Annotated in this window: 19 protein-coding genes; 5 read left to right on the top strand and 14 right to left on the bottom strand. The window is 56.0% G+C overall.

Annotation, left to right across the window (positions count from 1 at the left end; translation table 11 throughout):
• Positions 1 to 260 precede the first annotated feature (260 nt).
• Both GG681_RS08475 and GG681_RS08470 read right to left on the bottom strand, forming a co-directional pair.
• Positions 261 to 800, bottom strand: coding sequence for a hypothetical protein (locus GG681_RS08475; protein ID WP_153547111.1), 540 nt, complete (start codon positions 798 to 800; stop codon positions 261 to 263).
• A 32-nt stretch (positions 801 to 832) separates the two neighbouring features.
• Positions 833 to 1,426 carry a riboflavin synthase gene (locus GG681_RS08470; RefSeq protein WP_153547109.1) on the bottom strand — a complete coding sequence of 198 codons (594 nt, stop codon included), beginning with the start codon at positions 1,424 to 1,426 and terminating at the stop codon, positions 833 to 835.
• A 219-nt stretch (positions 1,427 to 1,645) separates the two neighbouring features.
• Here GG681_RS08470 and GG681_RS08465 point away from each other — a divergent pair, with 219 nt between their 5' ends.
• From GG681_RS08465 to GG681_RS08455, 3 genes are all read left to right on the top strand, one after another.
• Positions 1,646 to 2,944 (top strand): capsule biosynthesis protein, encoded by a 1,299-nt coding sequence (locus GG681_RS08465; RefSeq protein WP_153547107.1) that lies wholly within the window; start codon positions 1,646 to 1,648, stop codon positions 2,942 to 2,944.
• Between the two features lie 89 nt (positions 2,945 to 3,033).
• The gene (locus GG681_RS08460) at positions 3,034 to 4,167 is read left to right on the top strand and encodes a polysaccharide biosynthesis/export family protein (RefSeq protein ID WP_328593315.1); all 1,134 of its coding nucleotides are present in this window, start codon (positions 3,034 to 3,036) and stop codon (positions 4,165 to 4,167) included.
• 5 nt (positions 4,168 to 4,172) lie between these two features.
• On the top strand, positions 4,173 to 6,206 hold the full coding sequence (locus tag GG681_RS08455; RefSeq protein ID WP_153547103.1) for a capsular polysaccharide biosynthesis protein: 2,034 nt from the start codon (positions 4,173 to 4,175) through the stop codon (positions 6,204 to 6,206).
• Here GG681_RS08455 and ribD read toward each other — a convergent pair.
• The 12 genes from ribD to GG681_RS08395 all read right to left on the bottom strand — a co-directional run bounded on the left by ribD (position 6,203) and on the right by GG681_RS08395 (position 17,280).
• Positions 6,203 to 7,285 (bottom strand): bifunctional diaminohydroxyphosphoribosylaminopyrimidine deaminase/5-amino-6-(5-phosphoribosylamino)uracil reductase RibD, encoded by a 1,083-nt coding sequence (ribD, locus tag GG681_RS08450; protein WP_153547757.1) that lies wholly within the window; start codon positions 7,283 to 7,285, stop codon positions 6,203 to 6,205. The genes GG681_RS08455 and ribD overlap by 4 nt on opposite strands.
• 50 nt (positions 7,286 to 7,335) lie before the next feature.
• Positions 7,336 to 7,806: a transcriptional regulator NrdR gene (nrdR, locus tag GG681_RS08445; protein ID WP_153547101.1), complete on the bottom strand. Its 471-nt coding sequence runs from the start codon at positions 7,804 to 7,806 to the stop codon at positions 7,336 to 7,338.
• Between the two features lie 131 nt (positions 7,807 to 7,937).
• Entirely contained in the window at positions 7,938 to 8,357 is a 420-nt protein-coding gene (locus GG681_RS08440) for a secondary thiamine-phosphate synthase enzyme YjbQ (RefSeq protein ID WP_153547099.1), read from the bottom strand.
• A gap of 71 nt (positions 8,358 to 8,428) precedes the next feature.
• A complete protein-coding gene (locus tag GG681_RS08435) occupies positions 8,429 to 8,845 on the bottom strand; it encodes a hypothetical protein (RefSeq protein WP_153547097.1) in 417 nt (138 codons plus the stop codon).
• 274 nt (positions 8,846 to 9,119) lie between these two features.
• Complete coding sequence (locus GG681_RS08430) at positions 9,120 to 9,422, bottom strand: hypothetical protein (RefSeq protein ID WP_153547095.1); 303 nt, start codon at positions 9,420 to 9,422, stop codon at positions 9,120 to 9,122.
• A 257-nt stretch (positions 9,423 to 9,679) separates the two neighbouring features.
• A complete protein-coding gene (locus GG681_RS08425; RefSeq protein WP_153547093.1) occupies positions 9,680 to 10,210 on the bottom strand; it encodes a DUF4166 domain-containing protein in 531 nt (176 codons plus the stop codon).
• Positions 10,210 to 10,617 carry a thiol-disulfide oxidoreductase DCC family protein gene (locus GG681_RS08420; protein ID WP_328593314.1) on the bottom strand — a complete coding sequence of 136 codons (408 nt, stop codon included), beginning with the start codon at positions 10,615 to 10,617 and terminating at the stop codon, positions 10,210 to 10,212. The genes GG681_RS08425 and GG681_RS08420 overlap by 1 nt, the downstream gene beginning before the upstream one ends.
• Complete coding sequence (locus GG681_RS08415) at positions 10,614 to 11,105, bottom strand: hypothetical protein (protein WP_153547089.1); 492 nt, start codon at positions 11,103 to 11,105, stop codon at positions 10,614 to 10,616. Before GG681_RS08415 ends, GG681_RS08420 begins: the two co-directional genes overlap by 4 nt.
• 56 nt (positions 11,106 to 11,161) lie before the next feature.
• Entirely contained in the window at positions 11,162 to 13,153 is a 1,992-nt protein-coding gene (gene rpoD / locus GG681_RS08410; protein WP_153547087.1) for an RNA polymerase sigma factor RpoD, read from the bottom strand.
• Positions 13,154 to 13,295: 142 nt separating this feature from the next.
• The gene (gene dnaG, locus GG681_RS08405) at positions 13,296 to 15,290 is read right to left on the bottom strand and encodes a DNA primase (RefSeq protein ID WP_153547085.1); all 1,995 of its coding nucleotides are present in this window, start codon (positions 15,288 to 15,290) and stop codon (positions 13,296 to 13,298) included.
• Between the two features lie 28 nt (positions 15,291 to 15,318).
• Complete coding sequence (locus GG681_RS08400; protein ID WP_153547083.1) at positions 15,319 to 15,690, bottom strand: hypothetical protein; 372 nt, start codon at positions 15,688 to 15,690, stop codon at positions 15,319 to 15,321.
• Between the two features lie 159 nt (positions 15,691 to 15,849).
• Positions 15,850 to 17,280: a Glu/Leu/Phe/Val family dehydrogenase gene (locus tag GG681_RS08395; RefSeq protein ID WP_153547082.1), complete on the bottom strand. Its 1,431-nt coding sequence runs from the start codon at positions 17,278 to 17,280 to the stop codon at positions 15,850 to 15,852.
• A 353-nt stretch (positions 17,281 to 17,633) separates the two neighbouring features.
• On the opposite strand from GG681_RS08395, the gene GG681_RS08390 reads away from it, so the two are divergent.
• Together GG681_RS08390 and GG681_RS08385 are read left to right on the top strand one after the other, a co-directional pair.
• Positions 17,634 to 19,292 carry a TadE/TadG family type IV pilus assembly protein gene (locus GG681_RS08390; protein ID WP_153547080.1) on the top strand — a complete coding sequence of 553 codons (1,659 nt, stop codon included), beginning with the start codon at positions 17,634 to 17,636 and terminating at the stop codon, positions 19,290 to 19,292.
• Positions 19,289 to 19,849 carry a TadE/TadG family type IV pilus assembly protein gene (locus GG681_RS08385; RefSeq protein WP_153547078.1) on the top strand — a complete coding sequence of 187 codons (561 nt, stop codon included), beginning with the start codon at positions 19,289 to 19,291 and terminating at the stop codon, positions 19,847 to 19,849. Before GG681_RS08390 ends, GG681_RS08385 begins: the two co-directional genes overlap by 4 nt.
• Positions 19,850 to 19,861: the final 12 nt, after the last annotated feature.

The following is a 19,861-nucleotide window of genomic DNA, read 5'->3' as shown; positions in this document are numbered from 1 at the left end:
GTTTTGAGAGCATTCACTTCACGTTTCACGGCAACTGCGCAGGCCATCACAGTCATGAAACCTGTCGTTCCCCTTGCTACGCAGCCTATTTGCAGGCGCGCACCGGGTTTGAATATTTTCGGCCCCAATACGGCCGACCGGTCATCTCTTTTCGATAGAGGTTGGCGGGCGATGCTGCAGGTTGCGCAGCAACCTGCCCGGCCCAAGGCTTCTGGACGGGCATCTGTGATGCCTGAACAAGGCGCGGGAGCCTTCGCCTGTTAAACCGTTGCGCTTTGAAAATAACGCGATGCAGGCAAGTAGCCTGCGGCGTGGGCGGCGGTGCTCCAGTTGTGCTCCAACGGAGCATCACCAATGATCAGAACTGTATTTCTCGGCAGTTTTTGTGTCTGAATAAGCCCAGAGACACGATCACGCATCTGGCTCCAGCTTTCATTGAACTTGGGCGCAATATCCGCCGCATCAAGTACAGGGTTTGCCGCCAGCACCTGCTCGGGCGTGTTGGGAGGATGTACCAAAGACAGTTTCTGAGCTGCCCGCACGGTCTGCAACGCGCGGTCCTCAGCATCGGGCAGTTTGGCCCCCTGCCCGATAATACGCAGCGCATTGGACGAAAACATCAGGGCAAGAATATCCTGCCCCGACGCCTGACGAATGGTAGCATAGGTCTTGTAATCCATCCCCAGCTCAGTCGCGCGTTTCATTCGCATCCGTACAATCGTCAACGGAATGGTTTTGCGCATCAACTGCTGCTGGGCTTTGCGCCATTGATGGGTGCGCCAGCGGTGGCCGGCCTCCATCGAAGGGCCCTGATTATGACCAATGCCCGCGATCACAACGCGTTATAATCCCCAAGCCGCGCCACATAGCGGGCAACCGTGTCGATTTCCAGATTGATCCGATCCCCCACTTTGGCGTCGCCCCAAATGGTCACCTCTTTGGTGTGGGGAATGAAATTGATACCAAAATCACAACCATCGACCTCATTAACCGTAAGCGATGTGCCGTTCAGCGCAACCGAACCCTTGGGCGCAATGAATTTTGCAAATTCTTCTGGTGCGCGCAGGGTGACACGGGTGCTGTCGCCTTCGTCCTGCATGGCAATGATCTCAGCCACGCCATCAACATGGCCGGAAACAATATGGCCGCCCAGTTCGTCGCCCACTTTCAGCGCGCGCTCCAGGTTGAGTCGGCTGCCCACTTTCCAGTCGCCGATATTGGTTTTGTCCAGGCTCTCGGCCGAGATCTGCACATCATACCAATCATCACCCAGCGCAACCACGGTCAGGCAGCACCCATTTGAGGCAATCGATGCGCCCATATCAATACCAGCGGTATCATAGCTGGTCTGAATGCGGGCGCGCAGGTCACCTTGCTGCTCAAGCTCAGTGATAACTCCGATATCGGTGATGATGCCTGTAAACATGTCGAAATCTCCTGTTCGGGCCGATAAAGCCGCTGTTCCTACCGAGAGGTAATGCGAGATCATGGATGCGGCAAGACCGCAGTCGTGCACACATATGTTTTCAAGCCACGTGCTCCAACAAAATCACGCCATCAACGCCGCCACAGTTTCGCCGCAGTGAAATTTTATCTAAAGCCATTAACCATAACACCAGACCAAACCGGTATCATCACCCGCGATATGACCGTAACCGCCCCCCATAAACGCCATTTTTTGTTCCTCCAAGGACCACATGGCCCGTTTTTTATGCAGCTGGCAAAGATGCTGCAGCGTGCTGGCGCCAGCGTGTGCCGGGTGGGGTTCAACGCGGGAGACCGGGCGTTTTGGCGCGATCGCCCCAGCTATCACCCTTATCGCGGCACGCCAGAAAACTGGCCCGCATATTTTGAGCAGCTGATCGCAGACCAGGGCGCCACCGATATTGTTCTTTATGGTGACACAAGGCCCATTCACGCAGAGGCCGTTAAAATCGCCCAGACGCGCGGCCTGACTATTCACGTGTTTGAAGAAGGCTATATGCGCCCCTATTGGGTCACCTATGAGCGGGGCGGCTCCAACGGGCATTCCAAGCTGATGAGGTTGAGCGTGCGAGACATGCAAAAAGCCTTAGAACGCTCAGACATGGAAGCGCCGCTGCCGCCGTCCCATTGGGGGGATATGCGCCAGCATGTGTTTTATGGCGCGCTTTATCATTGGTTTGTGATGTTCTGCAATCGGAGCTATCGCAATTTCCGTCCCCATCGCGCATTGAGCGTGACCAGAGAATTTCAGCTTTATTTGCAAAGACTTCTACTGATGCCTTTGCATGCGCTGGATCGGCGCATTGCCACCTGGCGGGTGACACAGGGCGGGTTTCCCTATCATCTGGCGCTATTGCAGCTGGAACATGACAGCTCGTTTCAGATGCATTCGCCCTTTGCAACCATGGATGAATTTCTTGACCTGGTGGTGTGTGAATTTGCCAAAGGCGCGCCGGGTCATCACCATCTTGTCGTCAAGGCACATCCGCTGGAAAACGGTCGTGTGCCTTTGCGCAAACGGCTGCGCCAGCTGGCGCGCGCCTATGGCATATCTGATCGGGTTCATTATGTGCGCGGTGGCAAATTGGCGGGTCTTTTGAATGAGGCGCGCGCCGCAATCACCGTCAATTCGACCGCGGGCCAGCAGGTGCTGTGGCGCGGCATCCCGCTCAAGGTTTTTGGCCGTGCTGTTTATGACAAGGAAGAGTTTGTCTCCCAGCAGGCGTTGGATGCGTTTTTTGCCCAGCCCGAACGCCCGGATGCGCGCGCTTATCGTGATTATCGCCGCTTTTTGTTGGAAACCTCACAGATTCCCGGAGGGTTTTATTCCAAATCCGGGCGACGCCAACTGCTGCGTCAGGTGGTGGATCTGATTCTCGCTGCAGATGACCCGTATGATGCGTTAAAGCTTGGCACAGCGGCACCACGGCAACAGTTGCGTTTGGTCAACGAAAGCTGAACACGCGCAAGACTGGATTTTTCCTAATGTCTTCGCTAGGCTGCACAAAAAACCTGAGGCAGTTACAATTTAGGTCAGGAGACCGAGCAGTGAAATCCGTACCCTTTGGATGGGCGCGTTCCATCGCCCTTTTTGCCGCCGTTGGTGTTGTTGCATCCTGTGGCCTGCCCCAGGTTGGCCCCAATAAACGCCAGATCTTTGCTGGCTCCGTACAGCGCGAAGGCGACGCCTTTATCGTTTCTGTAAATGACCGCGTGACCCGTGCCACCGCTGTGGTGCCTGCGCTTGGCTTTTCCGAGACATTCACCAATGCATCGCGCCTGACCTCTGATGTGATCCGTCCCGGCGATGTTTTGGGGCTGACCATCTGGGAAAACGTGGATGATGGGCTTTTGGCGGGTGAAGCAACCAAATTCACCACACTTGAAGAAGTTCAGGTCGACAGCGCTGGCTTTATCTTTGTGCCTTATGCAGGCCGCGTGCGTGCATCTGGCAACACGCCGGAGCAGCTGCGCAAATCCATCACCAAAGAACTTGAAGGGCAGACCCCGGATCCACAGGTTCAGGTGCGCCGTCTTGCAGGTGATGGCGCCTCTGTCAGCCTGACCGGCGCCGTGAATGGCCAAGGCGTATATCCGATTGAGCGCCCGACCCGGACCCTTGCCAATATGCTGTCACAGGCGGGCGGCGTTGCGATTGAACCTGACATCGCCCAGATCACCCTGATCCGCGGCCATGAAAGCGGCAAGATCTGGCTGCAGGATCTCTATGAACACCCGCAGCTTGATATTGCCCTGCGTGGCGGTGACAAGATCCTGGTTGAGGCCGACACCCGCAGCTTTACCGCGCTTGGCGCAACCAACACCCAGGCGCGTGTCCCCTTTGAAAGCCGCGACATGTCCGCACTTGAGGCAATTGCACAGGTTGGCGGTCTGGTCTCTGCAGCCTCGGACCCAACCGGTGTGTTTGTTTTGCGCAATGAGCCTGCAGAGATTGCCAATCAGGTGCTTGGGCGTGACGATCTAGTTGGGGCGCAGCGTCTGGTCTACGTGCTGAACCTCGAAGAGCCCAACGGGCTGTTCATGGCGCGCGATTTTGTCATTCGCGACCAAGACACGCTTTACGTCACCGAAGCGCCATATGCGCAGTGGACCAAAACCATTTCGCTGCTGGTAACCCCTGTGGGTTCGATCACCAGCGTGACCTCGTCGCTGGGCGGGTAAATCTGATGCGGCTGACGGTCAGCCAGGCGGAAGCCGGGGGCAAACGCTCCCGGCTTTTTGTCTATAACGGCGGGTTCTTACGCCAAAAACGCCTAAGACGCATTCTGTCATTGAGCGGCTATGAAACCTGTCTGGGCCTGCCAAAAGACGGTGATCTTGTTGGCATCTGGGGCAATTCGCCAACTGCACATCGCGGCCGGGCTATAGCGGAAAAATATGGCACCGGGCTCGTGCGGGTGGAGGATGCGTTTTTACGATCCGTGTTGCCGGGGCGTGCAGGCAGCCCACCGCTGGGGCTGCTGATCGATCAGAAAGGCGTGCATTTTGACCCGTCCCAGCCCAGCGAGCTGGAAGAGATCCTGACACAGGAGCCGCTTGATGACAGCCAGATGATGCGGCGCGCGCGGGGCTTGATTGATCGTCTGCGCGATCTGCATCTGTCAAAATACAACGCATTCACCCCAGACGCTGAAGTGCCTGAGCCCGGTTATGTGCTGGTGGTAGATCAGACCCGTGGGGATGCCTCGGTGCGCGCATCCGTTCCAGATGCTGAGAATGCCGATCTTGCACGGTTTCGCGAAATGCTTGTTTTTGCACAAGAAGAACACCCCGGCGCGCGTATCCTGATCAAGACCCATCCTGAGAGCACGGCTGGGTTTCGCAGCGGGTATTTTAGCAAACGCGATGCGCAAGGGCGGGTTGAGCTGTTTGATCACCCGGTGTCACCTTGGGCGCTTCTTGAAGGTGCGGTGGCGGTTTATACCGTGTCGTCGCAGCTGGGTTTTGAAGCCATTCTGGCCGGGCACAAGCCGCGCGTCTTTGGCCAGCCGTTTTATGCGGGCTGGGGGCTCACCCAGGATGAATTTCCATTGGATCGACGGGCGCGCAAACTTACACGGGCGCAGCTTTTTGCCGCTACGATGATGATATATCCGGCCTGGTATGACCCGTTTAAAGATGAGCTCTGTGAGCTGGACCGTGCCATCGACATCTTAGAAGCAGAGGTGCGCGCCTGGCGGCAGGATCGTGCGGGCTGGGTGGCCTCTGAGATGCGCCTGTGGAAACGGCAGCCGCTGCAACAGGTGTTTGGTCGCCATTTGGCGATGAGTTTCAGCGATGATACGGATGAAGCCCGTAAAAGCGGCAAAAACTGGATGGTCTGGGCCAGCAAGGCCCGCTCAGATCATCAGGGCGCGTGGCGGGTTGAAGACGGCTTTTTGCGCTCGCGTGGGCTTGGCGCGGAACTGGTGCCGCCGCTGTCTTTGGTGCTGGATCAGCAGGGTATTTACTATGATCCCAGTCAGCCGTCTGACCTGCAGGATCTGATCGCCACACGCGAAAGCCTGAGCGCCGAGGAAGAGCTTCGCGCAGAGGCACTGGTGATGCGGATCATTCGCGCCAGCCTGTCAAAGTACAATCTTGCGGGTGAATTGCCCGAACTGCCCGAGGGCCACCGCATTCTAGTGCCGGGTCAGGTGGAAGATGATGCCTCGATCCTGACCGGCAGCAGCAAAACACGCACAAACCTTGATCTGTTGCGCCGGGTGCGCGCCGACAACCCGGATGCGGTGATCATCTACAAACCCCACCCCGATGTTGAGGCCGGGTTGCGCAAGGGGGCTGTCACCATCCCTGAAGAGCTTGCTGATGTGGTGGCGCATCACGCAGATGCTATGGCGCTTTTGGATCAGGTTCAGGAGGTTTGGACCATGACCTCGCTTTTGGGGTTTGAAGCGCTGCTGCGCGGCGTGAAAGTCACCACCCTTGGTGCGCCGTTTTATGCAGGCTGGGGGCTGACGCGGGATCTGGGCGTGGTGCCATCAACGCGCAAAGCGCGCCCCAAGCTGCTGGGATTGGCCCATGCCGTCTTGATTGATTATCCACGCTATTTTGACCCCAAGACCCGCCTGCCCTGCCCGGTGGAAGTGGTAGTAGATCGGCTTGAGCGCGCGGACATCCCCGCGCCCGGCCTGAAAAACCGCAGCCTGTCAAAACTACAGGGGATTTTTGCGTCCTATGCGCATCTGTGGCGGCGCTAAATCTTTTCCTGACGACGTACCCAACGGTGCAGCACATCCCCCCCAACCGGGCGTAGCTCATCCAGGACATAGCGCGGCGCTTCATCAAGCTGGCCAAGCCCCATCGCCCCAACAGAGGGCAAGCCTTCGGCGCCAATCGCAAGACCCGCGCTAAAGCCGATGAGTTCATCAACAAGATCAAAGGCCAGCAGCGATGCCGCAAGCGCAGAGCCGCCTTCGCAGAACACACTGTTGAGCCCCGCCTGACCAAGCTGGCGCAAAATATCATTGGGATCCAGCTGCACACCATGGAGCGCACAGGGCAGTAGCTTGGCCCCAAGCCCATCCCAGGCCTCAACACGTTCATGGGCAACGCCTGCCCCATGGCAGAGCCAGACCGGAACCTCTTTGGCGGTGCGGGCGAGTTGGCTCATCAGCGGGAGGTCGAGATGGCGTGAGATTACAACGCGCACAGGCTGGTGATCCACACCAAGGTCACGCACGGTGAGCGAGGGATCATCCGCGCGCGCCGTGCCTCCCCCCACCATCACCGCATCATGGCGCATGCGCATGGCATGCACCAGGCGGCGCGATTCAGGACCTGTGATCCATTTGCTTTGACCAGAACCTGTGGCAATGCGCCCGTCAAAGGAGCTTGCAAGCTTCAGCGTGACCCAAGGGCGACCCTGCTCAATCCGGCGAAAGAAACCCGCAAGATCGCGCGCGGCCTGATCCGCCAACACGCCGGTGTCGACCTGAATGCCCGCGTCGCGCAGCATCTGAAAGCCCTGCCCCGAAACACGCGGATCGCTGTCTTCGATCGCGGCGACAACGCGCGCCACTCCGGCCTTGATCAACGCCTCAGAACAGGGTGGAGTTTTGCCATAGTGCGAACAGGGTTCAAGCGTCACATAGGCCGTGGCCCCACGCGCGCCTTCACCGGCCTGCGCCAGTGCCACCGGTTCGGCATGGGGCCGCCCGCCCGGTTGCGTCCAGCCGCGGCCCAAAATGCGGCCCTCTTTTACAATCACACAGCCGACAGCAGGGTTTGGCCAGCACCGGCCCATGCCGCGCCGCCCCAAAGACAGGGCCAGCGCCATAAATCGTTTGTCTAAATCGCTCATGCCGAGATCACCTGAACGGGGGAAGATCAGTTGTCTTCCGGTGGCAACTCCGGCCGCAGCTCATGCACAAAATCTTCAAAGTCGTCTGCGGCCTGGAAGTTCTTATAAACGCTTGCAAAGCGTACATAAGCCACGGTGTCAATGCGCGCCAGTGCCTCCATCACAATCTCACCGATGCGTTTGGAGGGAATATCTGTGTCGCCCATGCTTTCGAGGCGGCGCACAATGCCCGAAATCATTTGATCAATGCGATCGGGTTCGACCGGGCGTTTTTGCATCGAGATACGAATGGATCGCTCCAGCTTGTCGCGATCAAAATTCTCCCGCCGACCGTTGGTTTTCACCACCACCAGATCGCGCAACTGCACCCGCTCATATGTGGTGAAGCGCCCGCTGCAGGCCGGGCAGAACCGACGACGGCGAATGGATACGTGATCCTCGGCTGGGCGCGAATCCTTAACCTGGGTATCTATATTTCCACAAAACGGGCAACGCATTGGCCTGTCCCCCCACTTTCCACAACGGAAACTTGTGCTACATCTGGCTTAGTTATCCACAACTATAGGGGAGCCGCTAGGATTTGGGTAGGGGCTAAATAAACTCTCTATACCTAGATTTTCGCTGCGTTTTATCCGCTAATATGCGCCACGATCTCACGGTTGTGGGGCGCATCACGATGTTCAAACAGAAAGATCCCCTGCCAAGTCCCAAGCGCCAGCCGCCGATCTGTGATAGGCACCGACAAGTGGGTGGGCATCATTGCGGCCTTAATATGTGCAGGCATATCATCTGGACCTTCATATGTATGGCGCAGATATGACATCGATGGGTCGCTGCTGGGGGGCACAAGGCGACTGAAATACGCCAAGAGATCATCCTGCACTTCGGGATCCGCGTTTTCCTGAATAAGAAGCGAACAGGAGGTGTGGCGAACAAATAGGGTGAGGAGCGCACTCTGAGGTGCGCAATCCATCACCCAGGCCTGCACCTGCCGACTAAATTCATAGAGCCCCTGCCCCCGGGTCTGGAGCGTGAAACGCGTCTGCATCAGATCAACCTTTTTGCCGGAGCTTAACGGGCCGCGGCTTTGGGTTCAATCATGAGGCGCGACCGCACAGCCTAATCGCGTGGCCGGAAGGTGCGGCAGGAATAAAACGCGGAATTGACCCGCTGATAGCGGCCAACGGTCAGGGTAGACACAATCTTGGTGCCTGCTGGCAGCGCCTCAACCCCATCCGCAGCAGGATCGAGCGAAAACAATACGGTTTCGCGGCTGTAGACCTTTTGGGCAGCCCCAAGCCCGCGGGCAACATAGACTTTGTTTTGCCAGGGTTCACGGCGGACGCGACGCAGATAGTCGCCCACCGCGCACCAATAGTCGACCAAGCCAGAGTTACCCGTAAAACCGCCCACCTCGATCAAAGTGTCGCTCAACGGCGCCACACGCATGTGATTGCGGGCGCGAAACTCATCCGCGACAAGCTGAGATGGCAGCAGCGCAGCCAGAAGAACAGCGGAAACAACAGCAGTTTTCATGTGGTGGACCTCTCTCTGTGTGACTAGAGCACCCAAATGTTTTTGGGCGGCTCTCTACAGATTTAGGTGTCCACGCGCTGAAAACGAATAACCCTCTGTCACGAAACCGTGCCGAAATGCGAGCCCTGCCTATTAGGCACAAAAAAAGGGGCGCTGCCCCGGTACACTTCGGTGATTTGAATGTGTTTGCGTCGCTGGTTAACCCAACCCTGCTGGTCTTCTCTGATTTGCAAGCCGTTCTGGCACAACGCCGCCCAAAGAAAGCACAGCTAGATCAGTTTGCGTGCCGATGGATCTTCGGAAATTGGATGATCTCAGCCGTGTGACCATTGCCCAAAGCTTGTTCAAGAATCTCCAGCACTGCTGCATTTGGCTCAAACCCGTCTCCGGCGCGAAACTGATCACGTGCACGTCGGCGCAGCATGTTGCGGGTCTCTTCGCCGCCCATCAGTTGCAGACGCTCTGCTTCCTCACGCATACAGCGCACCAGGAAATCATTGGCAACAACCAGATTGTTCAGCAGCTCAATCTTGTGATCCAAAGCGCCAAGAGCTTCGTTTACATTTGTATATGCCATTTCTCTTACCCCCAGAATTCCTTACTATTGTGTTAATGTGATCCCAGATTAGCATGCAGCGGTATTCACGCAATCCATCCCCCCGGTGTCATTGGGCGCAAGATAGGTATCCAAAGGGATAGGAAAAGAACCCATGGGTAACAAATTAACACTTAGGCAATAAATTTGAATAAAATCCCTCGGTCAAGCCTCACCTTTAGCTGTTCGGCTTTGCTGGGTGTCCTCGCCGGACAGGATGGACACTGTGGTAGCAGAAGTTAGCAATGGGGTGTTTGCAGCGACCCGTGATAGCGCAGCAGCACGCCAACACCCGGCAAGCTACCTGAGATATCAAAGCCGAACTGGCCCTCATCTGTCACAAATTCACGCGCCGCACTGCGTGGCCAAAACAGCGGTGGAAGGGGGATATTCCAGATACGCAGGCCAACAACTGCAACCAAAAGACTGTTGCCATCCCATGTCAGATCCAGCTCAAGGCGCGCTGGACCAAAAGCCTCATCCACATGCGCGCGTGTTTCAGCCAAGCTGAGATAGGATTGGGTTGTTTTGCCCGCAAAGCGCCGGATCCAGAGGTGGCCCTGTTTATGGGGCTGGATTTCCAGCGTGAAGTCTTGCCTAGATTGCGCTGGTGGAAATCCAAAAACTGCGCAGATCAGACGTGCGGCCAAGCCGCCACTTTCGACCGTGACTTCACCGCTATAGGTTACCGCATCCCCCGCATGAATGGCGCGCAAAACATCCGGAACTGGCAGGCGCTTTGCCACAATCAGCTGGCCAAACGCATCCATCACATCCCCCCATGCACAAAGCGGCGGCGCAGCTCGGGCGTGGGGATCATGCAGCTTTGGTGACGGCCAAACAGGCTGCAGCGGTTGCGCGCAATCAGGTGATAGGCTGGATCTTTCAGCGCAGCAGGCAGGTAACGCAAACCGGAAAGCGCCCGCCACGGCCAGCCCAATGTGCCCATCGCCGCCGCAAAAGCATCCAGTCGTTGATAGGTCACACCGTTTACCCGCACCAGATTGGTTTCGAAATCATCCGTTGGCAGGGCTAGTTCGCGATACATCGCCTGCCCCATGGGAGATTGCGCGGTGGCAAAGGCGAAGCGCTCCTTATGGTCATGCTTTAGCATAAAGCGGAAAAACCCGCAGCAAAGCACACATTCACCATCAAAAACGATGAGGTCTTCGCTCACTCCGGGATGCTCCAACTGTAAGTTTCATGATCGAAATGCTGGCCAGCTGCGATTTTGGCATCAAAGATCGGCAGCGGATAGCCTGCTGCAATTACACTGCCCGCATCACAGGTAAGTTCAGCCAAGGTCTCTTCGTTTTGTTCCACATACAGGCCGCCTGAAATTTCCGGAAATCGCGGGTCACGTTCCTGCGCATAATAAACGCGGTAAGACACGCCTGCGTTTTCGAAACTGAATTGCTCCCAGATCGTGCGGCTCACACCGGGCCAAGGGTAGTGATCAACGTGATGAATATGACGGCTGAGCGCAAGATCGGGCTTTTGCCCTGTGCGGCCAAAACTATAGGTGATCTGATTGCCCGCCATGCAGGTCTGCAGCTGTTTTTGACCGCTTTCAAAGGTGCAAGAGACCAGGTTTTCACTGCCATTTGGACAGGCGTGGCCAGCGGTTGAGATCAGGCACAAAATAAGTGCTGGGAAACGATGCATAATGCTCTCCAATAGAAAAGAGCGCCCCTTGTGGGACGCTCTGATCATTTACCGGATCACTGATCCAAGAAGCTGCGCAACTTGCGGCTTCGGCTGGGATGTTTCAGCTTCCGCAGCGCTTTGGCTTCGATCTGGCGGATCCGTTCGCGGGTTACGCTGAACTGCTGACCCACTTCTTCAAGCGTGTGGTCGGTGTTCATGCCGATGCCAAATCGCATCCGCAGAACACGTTCTTCACGCGGCGTGAGCGAGGCCAGAACCCGTGTGGTGGTTTCCTTGAGGTTTTCCTGAATGGCACTGTCGAGCGGCAGCACGGCGTTCTTGTCCTCGATGAAATCGCCCAGTTGGCTGTCTTCCTCGTCGCCGATCGGGGTTTCGAGCGAAATCGGCTCTTTGGCGATCTTCATCACCTTGCGAACCTTTTCGAGCGGCATCTGCAGCTTTTCGGCCAATTCTTCCGGCGTTGGTTCGCGACCGATTTCATGCAGCATCTGACGGCCGGTCCGCACCAGCTTGTTGATCGTTTCGATCATATGGACCGGGATACGGATGGTGCGGGCCTGATCCGCGATCGAACGCGTGATCGCCTGACGGATCCACCAGGTTGCATAGGTCGAGAACTTATAGCCGCGGCGGTATTCGAACTTATCCACCGCCTTCATCAGGCCGATGTTGCCTTCCTGAATGAGGTCGAGGAACTGCAGACCGCGGTTGGTGTATTTCTTCGCAATCGAGATCACCAGACGCAGGTTGGCTTCGACCATTTCTTTCTTGGCCTGACGGGCTTCTTTTTCACCCTTTTGTACCTGCTGCACGATGCGGCGGAATTCCGAAATATCGAGACCGACGTATTGACCGACCTGCGCCATATCTGCACGCAGACCTTCGACTTTTTCGGTCGAACGCTCAATAAACATCTGCCAGCCGCGACCCGGCTTTTGCGCCATGTCGCTAAGCCAGTTGGGGTCGAGTTCACGACCACGGTAAGCTTCGACAAACTCACGGCGGTTGATGCGGGCCTGGTCGGCAAGTTTCACCATCGAGCTGTCAATCGACATCACACGACGGTTGATGCCATAAAGCTGGTCGATCAGCGCTTCGATACGGTTGTTGTGCAGGTGGAGTTCATTCACCAGCAAAACAATTTCTGAGCGCAGCGCCTGATAGCGTGCCTCATCCGCTTCGGAGAAAGAACCATCCTCATTCAGCGTTGCCGAGATCCGGCTGTCCTGCATATCCGACAATTGCGAGTAATCGGATGAAATGCGCTCCAAGGATTCAAGCACACGGTCTTTCAGCGCAGCTTCCATCGCGGCCAAAGACATATTGGCCTGATCATCATCATCGTCGTCGTCATCGTCGTTGTTTAGGATCGGGTTGCCGTCCGCGTCCAGCTCAGGCTGGCTGTTGCCTTCCTTGGGCTTGGCTTGCACTGCAGAGGTGTCGATCACCGGCTCTTCAACGTCGCCATCTTCGTCCATCTGATTGCCAAACGTGGCTTCCAGATCGATTACGTCACGCAGCAGAATATCCTCAGAGAGGAGTTCGTCATGCCACATAGAGATCGCTTTGAAGGTCAGCGGGCTTTCACAAAGCCCCTGAATCATGGTGTTGCGGCCCGCCTCGATACGTTTGGCGATCGCAATTTCACCTTCACGGCTCAGCAGTTCGACCGAGCCCATTTCGCGCAGGTACATGCGCACAGGGTCATCGGTACGATCGAGCTTTTCAGCACCAGCGCCGGCAACCGCAACTTCGCGGTTGGATTCAGTGGCCACGAGTTCGGTGGAGCCTTTGTTCTCCTCCTCCTCGGCCTCTTCATCCTCAATAATGTTGATGCCCATTTCTGACAGCATCGACATCACGTCTTCGATTTGTTCCGAACTGACCTGATCTGGAGGCAGCACCTGGTTGAGCTGATCGTAGGTGATGTAGCCCTTTTCACGGGCCTCCGCGATCATCTTCTTGACCTGGGCCTGGCTCATATCAAGTGAGATTTCGGCGTCCTGGTCGTCAGGTTTACGGTCGTCAGTATCTTTGGCGGCCATTCAATGCTCCTTACGAGGGGCTGGATTCGGGGCAGTTATGATTCGGTTTTCCGAATCATGAGCGTGAACAAATGATTCGTCACCCCGTTTACCCAATTTTCTTTTGCACTTCCTTAGCAAAACGACAGTTTTGCCCTGGCTTCTACTTTTTGGAGAAACCGATTCGATCCAACAAAGCGCCAAAACTGTCGCGTTCCTCACGGTCAAGGCGGACCCCATTGTCAGCGATGTCATAGTTTGCACGGTCTTCACTTTCGCTGCGCACGGCTTTGTTTCGGGCCTCAGCCGCCTGGCTTACGCGCCAGGTCAAAGCCTCATCCTCGAGCGCGCGAATGTCATCGGTTGCTTCTGCCAATTCTTCGTTCAGGCCGCGCGCGGATTCGAGTTTTGCGATCTCTTCGGCCAGCACCAGTTGCGCTGTGTCCACATCGCCAGGGTTACGCACGCCTGCACTAATAGCCACATGGCGCAGCGCCATGAGGTTTTCAAGGGCATAGGGCCCCAAATTATAATCAATCTCTTCGCGCAGCCGTTCGGGCGCATCGATGCCATAGCGCAGGATCATGTCACGCAGCATGGCGTGATCACTGTCGTGGCATTCCAGTCGATCCAGGTTGCTTTCATATTCTGCGATCACGTCAGGGGTGGAAATCAGCGTTGCAAGCACCACCGCCTCGCGCATCTGAACAAAGGCGCGTTCATCGGCGTTCATCAGCAAGGACGCCCGCGTCGTGGATACTGGCCCCGCAGGCGCGCCGCGCCAGGGCGCGCGACCACCATCGCGAAAGCCCCCTGCCCGTTTCTGATAGCCGCCGTTTTTTTGGCCGCCCGGCTTAAAGCCCTCGCTGCGGTTTCCTTTAAAGAGCTGCCAGCGCAGTTCTTTGATGTCTTCGCCATAGTGGCGGCGAATAGAGGGATCGCGGATCAGTTTGATCTTTTCACGCAGCGCCTTGTCGAGCGCGGCCTTGCGTTCCGGGCTGTCAAAAACCTTGCCCTCTGTTTCGCGTTGCCACAACAGGCGCACCATCGGGATTGCTTTATCAAGCACCGCCTGCACTGCTTCTGGCCCTTCGGCGCGGATCATATCGTCGGGGTCTTTGCCATCAGGCATCACCGCAAAGCGCAGGGATTTCCCCGCTTCAAGCAAAGGCAGCGCCATATCGATCAGACGCATGGCGGCGCGGATGCCAGCCTTATCGCCATCCAGGGCGATAATAGGCTCATCCGACATTTTCCATAACATCTGCAATTGCGTGTCCGTCACCGCTGTCCCAAGCGGCGCAACCGAAGCGGTGAAGCCCCCCTCAGCCAGCGCGATCACATCCATATAGCCTTCGGCGACAACCAATGGCGCTTCGCGCCCCGCAGCAGCCCGGGCTGGCCCATGATTATAAAGACTGCGCCCCTTATCAAAGAGCTCGGTTTCGGGCGAATTCAGATATTTGGCATTGTCATTGGGATCCATCGCGCGCCCACCAAAGGCAATGGCACGGCCACGGGCATCGCGGATCGGAAACATGATGCGATTGCGGAAGGTGTCATAGGGTTTGCCGCCCTTATTGGAGGGCTTGGCCAGCCCCGCGCCCATAATGAGATCTTCGGGAACCCCTTTGGAGCGCAGCGCATCCCAGAGATTTTGCCAGCCATCGGGCGCAAAGCCAATTTCCCAGCGCTCCAGCGCCGGAGCCTTTAACCCACGGCGATCAAGATAGGCGCGTGCAGCCGTGCCCGCACCGGTATTGAGTTGCAGGCGGAAAAACTGCACCGCCTGCTCCATTACCTCGGCCAGCAGGCTGCGACGGTCCTGTTTTTCCTGCGCGCGTGGATCGCGTTTGGGCATTTCAAGCCCCGCCTCACCAGCGAGGATATCCACCGCTTCCATGAAGCTCACGTTTTCGCTTTCCTGCACAAACTTCAGCGCATCACCTTTGGCATGACAGCCAAAGCAATAGTAAAACCCTTTGCGGTCCTCGACATGAAAGGATGCTGTTTTTTCGTGGTGAAACGGGCAAGGTGACCAGTAATCACCCTTGCCTGGCTGACTTTTGCGCTGGTCCCAGGTCACCTTGCGACCGACCACATCAGACAGGCTGATGCGGTTGCGCAATTCATCAAGGAAGCCGGGCGGCAGAGCCATGGTGCGTAAATTGTCCTAGTTCAGGTGTTTAGTCAGCGGGGGCCTGCAGTTTTTTTTGCAACTGCTGGATCTGATCCCAATTGGACAGGCATTGTTCTTCGAAAACGGCGCCAAGGTCAATGTTGCGCAGGTCTCTGCGTTTCATCGCATAGACATGTTCTACAAGCTGGGGGATCGCTTTGGAATATTGCGCGGGCCAGTCGGGTTCGCTTTCAAGGATGTTGGCCTCAGCCTTCTCCTGTTTCACCCGCGTCATCCGCGCATCCTGCACCGCAGCCATGACTGCCCCCTGATAGCGGCAGCTGTCTTCTTTGCTGTCTTGCGCCGAAGCACTTTGCATTGAAAAGGTCAAAACGGCCGCTGCGCTCAGGTGCAGGGCTGCCGAAAAAATACGCGGCATGAAGAAGCTCCGGGAATCAGTTTGGGTCCACTGAGATTACCTGCGCACAGCCGCAGGTGCCACGGCGGAATTGACGACACTCATGCCAGTACTGAAAAACGCGCCCACAGACAGCTGGGGCGCGTTCTGGTGCACGACGGATTTCACCGCCGAGTCATTTTACAGGCCTTTGGCGCGGTAGCTTTTGGCAACTTTATCGATCGAAACGATATAGGCGGCGGTGCGCAGATCATCTACGTCATCGCGTGCGTGCCAGGTGTTGCTCATGGCTTGGTAGGCAATGCGCATGGTATCATCGAGACCGGAGCGCACCAGCTCAAGCTCATCCGCGCCACGCAGGTATTTCTCCTTGAAGGTTCCATCAAGCGACCAGGTGGTGCCCATGGCTGCCGAGAGATTTTCAAGCTCATCCACCACCAGCTGGTGGCGCGCTTCTTCCTGACGGCGCTGCATACGGCCGAAACGAATGTGGCTGAGGTTTTTCACCCACTCAAAGTAGGACACAGTCACACCACCAGCGTTGGCATACATATCCGGGATAATAACGCAGCCTTTTTTGCGCAGCACCTCATCGGCACCCGCAGTCACCGGGCCATTCGCGGCCTCAATGATCAGCGGAGCTTTGACGCGCTCAGCGTTAGAGAGGTTGATCACCCCTTCCAGCGCCGCCGGGATCAGAATGTCGCATTCTTCTTCCAGAAGCACGGCACCATCTTCGACATATTGGCCTTCGGGATACCCTTTGACGCCACCATGGTTGACGATCCAGTTGTGCACGGCTTCCACATCAAGACCATCTGCGCTGAACAGACCACCGTCACGTTCAATAATTCCGGTGATGATGCTGCCATCTTCATCAGAGAGGAATTTGGCGGCGTGATAGCCCACGTTCCCAAGACCCTGAACAATGACCCGTTTGCCATCAAGCTTGCCGGAAAGATTCGCCGCAGCTACATCTTTTGGATGGCGGAAAAACTCGCGCAGCGCGTATTGAACACCACGACCTGTGGCTTCGACACGGCCAGAGATACCACCCGCGTTCAGCGGTTTACCGGTAACACAGGCGCGACCGTTGATATCAGTGGTATTCATGCGCTGATACTGGTCGGCGATCCAGGCCATCTCACGCTCGCCGGTGCCCATATCTGGCGCGGGAACGTTCTGAGCCGGGTTGATCATATCGCGCTTGGCCAGCTCATAGGCGAAGCGGCGGGTGATCAGCTCAAGCTCATGCTCCTCATATTCACGCGGATCAATGCACAGCCCCCCTTTGGAGCCACCAAAGGGCGCTTCCACCAGGGCACATTTATATGTCATCAGTGCCGCAAGCGCTTCAACCTCATCCTGGTTGACGCCCAGCGCATAGCGGATACCGCCCTTCACCGGTTCCATATGCTCGGAGTGTACCGAACGATATCCGGTAAACGTGCGGATTTCACCGCGCAATCGAACACCGAAGCGCACGGTATAAGTCGCATTGCAAACGCGGATTTTCTGTTCCAGACCCGGGGCGAGATCCATCAGCGCAACCGCACGGTTGAACATCAAATCCACGCTTTCGCGGAAACTGGGTTCTTTTTGAAGGTGCATTCCACCTACTCCAAAAGTTGAGGACGACTCACTGCTTAAAAATACAGTGTGAGCATAGAAGAGTTTACACTTTGCCAATTTATTGGGCAATTTCTGCGAAATTCATTCGCTTGATCACCCTCATTACGAATCGTTATACCTTCGACCTTTGCGTGAATTTCCGATCCAGAAACAACCCCGGACCCAAGCGCGCGATTGTCCACCGCCCGCATATCAAGCAGGGCAATAACGGCGCAATTGCGCCCCATTTTGGTCATGATCTTAAATCATATGTTAAAAAGAATATCTTTCGAAACCAATCCGACAGAAGACGCGCAATACTCGCATTCGGTCGGCATTACAGGTCATTAACTATGTCTGCGTTCGACCCCAAAGTTTTCTGCGTCAGACCATTGCGCCAAGCCACCTCGGCGCGTGCTCTGCAAAGCTGGCAATCGTTCCGCCGCCAAGAAGATGGCGTGCTGGCAGTGCCAGTCATTCTTATCATTTTGCTTATGTTGATGGTTGGCGGGATCGGTATCGATCTGATGCGCTACGAACGCGACCGAACTGAGCTACAATATACGCTGGACCGCGCGGTACTGGCTGCAGCAGATCTAGACCAACAGTTTCATCCAAATGATGTGGTAAGAGATTACCTCGAAAAATCTGGGCTCGGGGAGCATTACCAAGACCCATATGTGGATATGGGCCAGGGCTACAGAAAGGTCGAAGCAACAGTAACCACGCCATTTGCCGCGCAGTATCTGCGTCTTGCTGGCGATCCTGGCTTGACCTTGAAAGCGAACGCCCGCGCCGAAGAAAGCATCGATGACATCGAGATTTCACTGGTTCTGGATGTCTCTGGATCCATGAACTCGAACAACCGTCTCCCCAATTTGAAGGTCGCGGCGAAAGAATTCGTAGACGCCATCGGACTCAATACCATTGAGGGCAAGATGTCGATGTCGATCGTGCCCTATGCGACGCAGGTTTCGGTGCCGGATGAGCTGTTTGCTGAGTTTAATGTCAACGAGGTGCACTCATACTCAAACTGCATTAACTTTGACGCCTCGGATTTCGACCGGACCGACCTGACAATCGGCAAGGAATATGAGCAAACGCTCCATTTCAGCCCTTGGTACTCCAGCGACTATCGCGCATCTTCCGGACTGGTTCAGCTGCCGGTCTGTGATGATCGTGCGTTGCGTGAGATTTTGCCGCTGCAACAAGACCCGCAAACGCTCAAAAGCTTCATCGAAAACCTACGGGCCGGAGGCAATACGTCGATCGACCTGGGTATGAAGTGGGGCACGCTTTTGCTCGATGACAGTCTTCAACCGACTGTGCAGTCGCTCACCACTGGCGAAAGCCCGTTTATCGATCCCGAATTTGCAACCCGCCCTGCGGCCTATTCGGACACCGAAACCCTGAAAATCATCGTGTTGATGACGGATGGGCAGAACACATCCCAGTATTTCATCCGCGATCAGTTCCGCGAAGCACAGTCAGGTGTGTGGTACAATTCACAGGAAAACCGCTATTCAACCCGTGATCCAAACACCGGTGAGTACTATTGGGATGGGTTAGGTCGCTGGGAAGATCACCCTTATGGCAATGGTACCTATCGCAGCTGCAACTACTACGGTTGCAGCACCAAAGATGAGCCAGGCACAGCAGAACAGCTAAGCTACATCGATCTTTGGGCACGCAGCCATATGCGATTTGTCAGCGACCATCTTTATGCCGATTGGATGGGGCGCAGTAATGCGCGCAATGCCTACTACTACGGCGCATACACATCTGTGGGGCACTCAAGCAAGAACACCCGCACAGCCAATATCTGTGACGCCGCCAAAGACGAGGGCATTGTGGTCTACACCATAGGATTTGAAGCCCCTGAATCTGGCCAGGCCGTGCTGCGCGATTGCGCGAGCTCTGACGCCCATTTCTTTGATGTTGAAGGTCTAGAGATTTCTGACGCCTTTGCCTCCATCGCCACCTCCATCCGCCAGCTGAGGTTGACCCAATGATCTTTGCATCCTGTATCGAAAAGCTGCGCAAACTTCGGCGCAACGAAGATGGCTCTGCCTCACTGGAATTTGTTATTCTGTTCCCGCTGCTGGCCTTTATCCTAATTCTGACGATTGAGCTGGGCCTTGTGTTGATGCGTGGGGCGCTATTGGAACGCTCTCTTGATATGGCGGTTCGTGAACTGCGCCTGAACACCGGGGTAAATATGCAGCATGATGAATTTCGAGATCTCGTCTGTGCCCGCGCTGGATCAATTGACAACTGTCTCGAACAGGTGCGGATCGAGCTGGTTCAGGTGGATCCTTTTGGCTGGAGCCAGGAAATCGATCCCACCCCGGACTGCATCAATAGCGTTACGCAGTCGGGAGGGGTGACAGAAGTAAATCCAGTGCGCGAATTTAAAACCGGCCAATCCAATGAGCTGATGTACATACGTGCCTGCCTGCGCTTTACGCCCATGCTCGGCGGTGTCGGAATTGGCGCTTTCATGGAGAAAGACGATCAAGGTCGCGTGAAACTGTTTGCTGCTTCAGCTTATGTTCAGGAGCCGAGATAAAATGCTTAGCAA

Source organism: Tritonibacter aquimaris (assembly GCF_009617595.1).
GTDB classification, from domain to species: Bacteria; Pseudomonadota; Alphaproteobacteria; order Rhodobacterales; family Rhodobacteraceae; genus Epibacterium; species Epibacterium aquimaris.
This window is presented reverse-complemented; position numbering and strand designations above follow the sequence as displayed.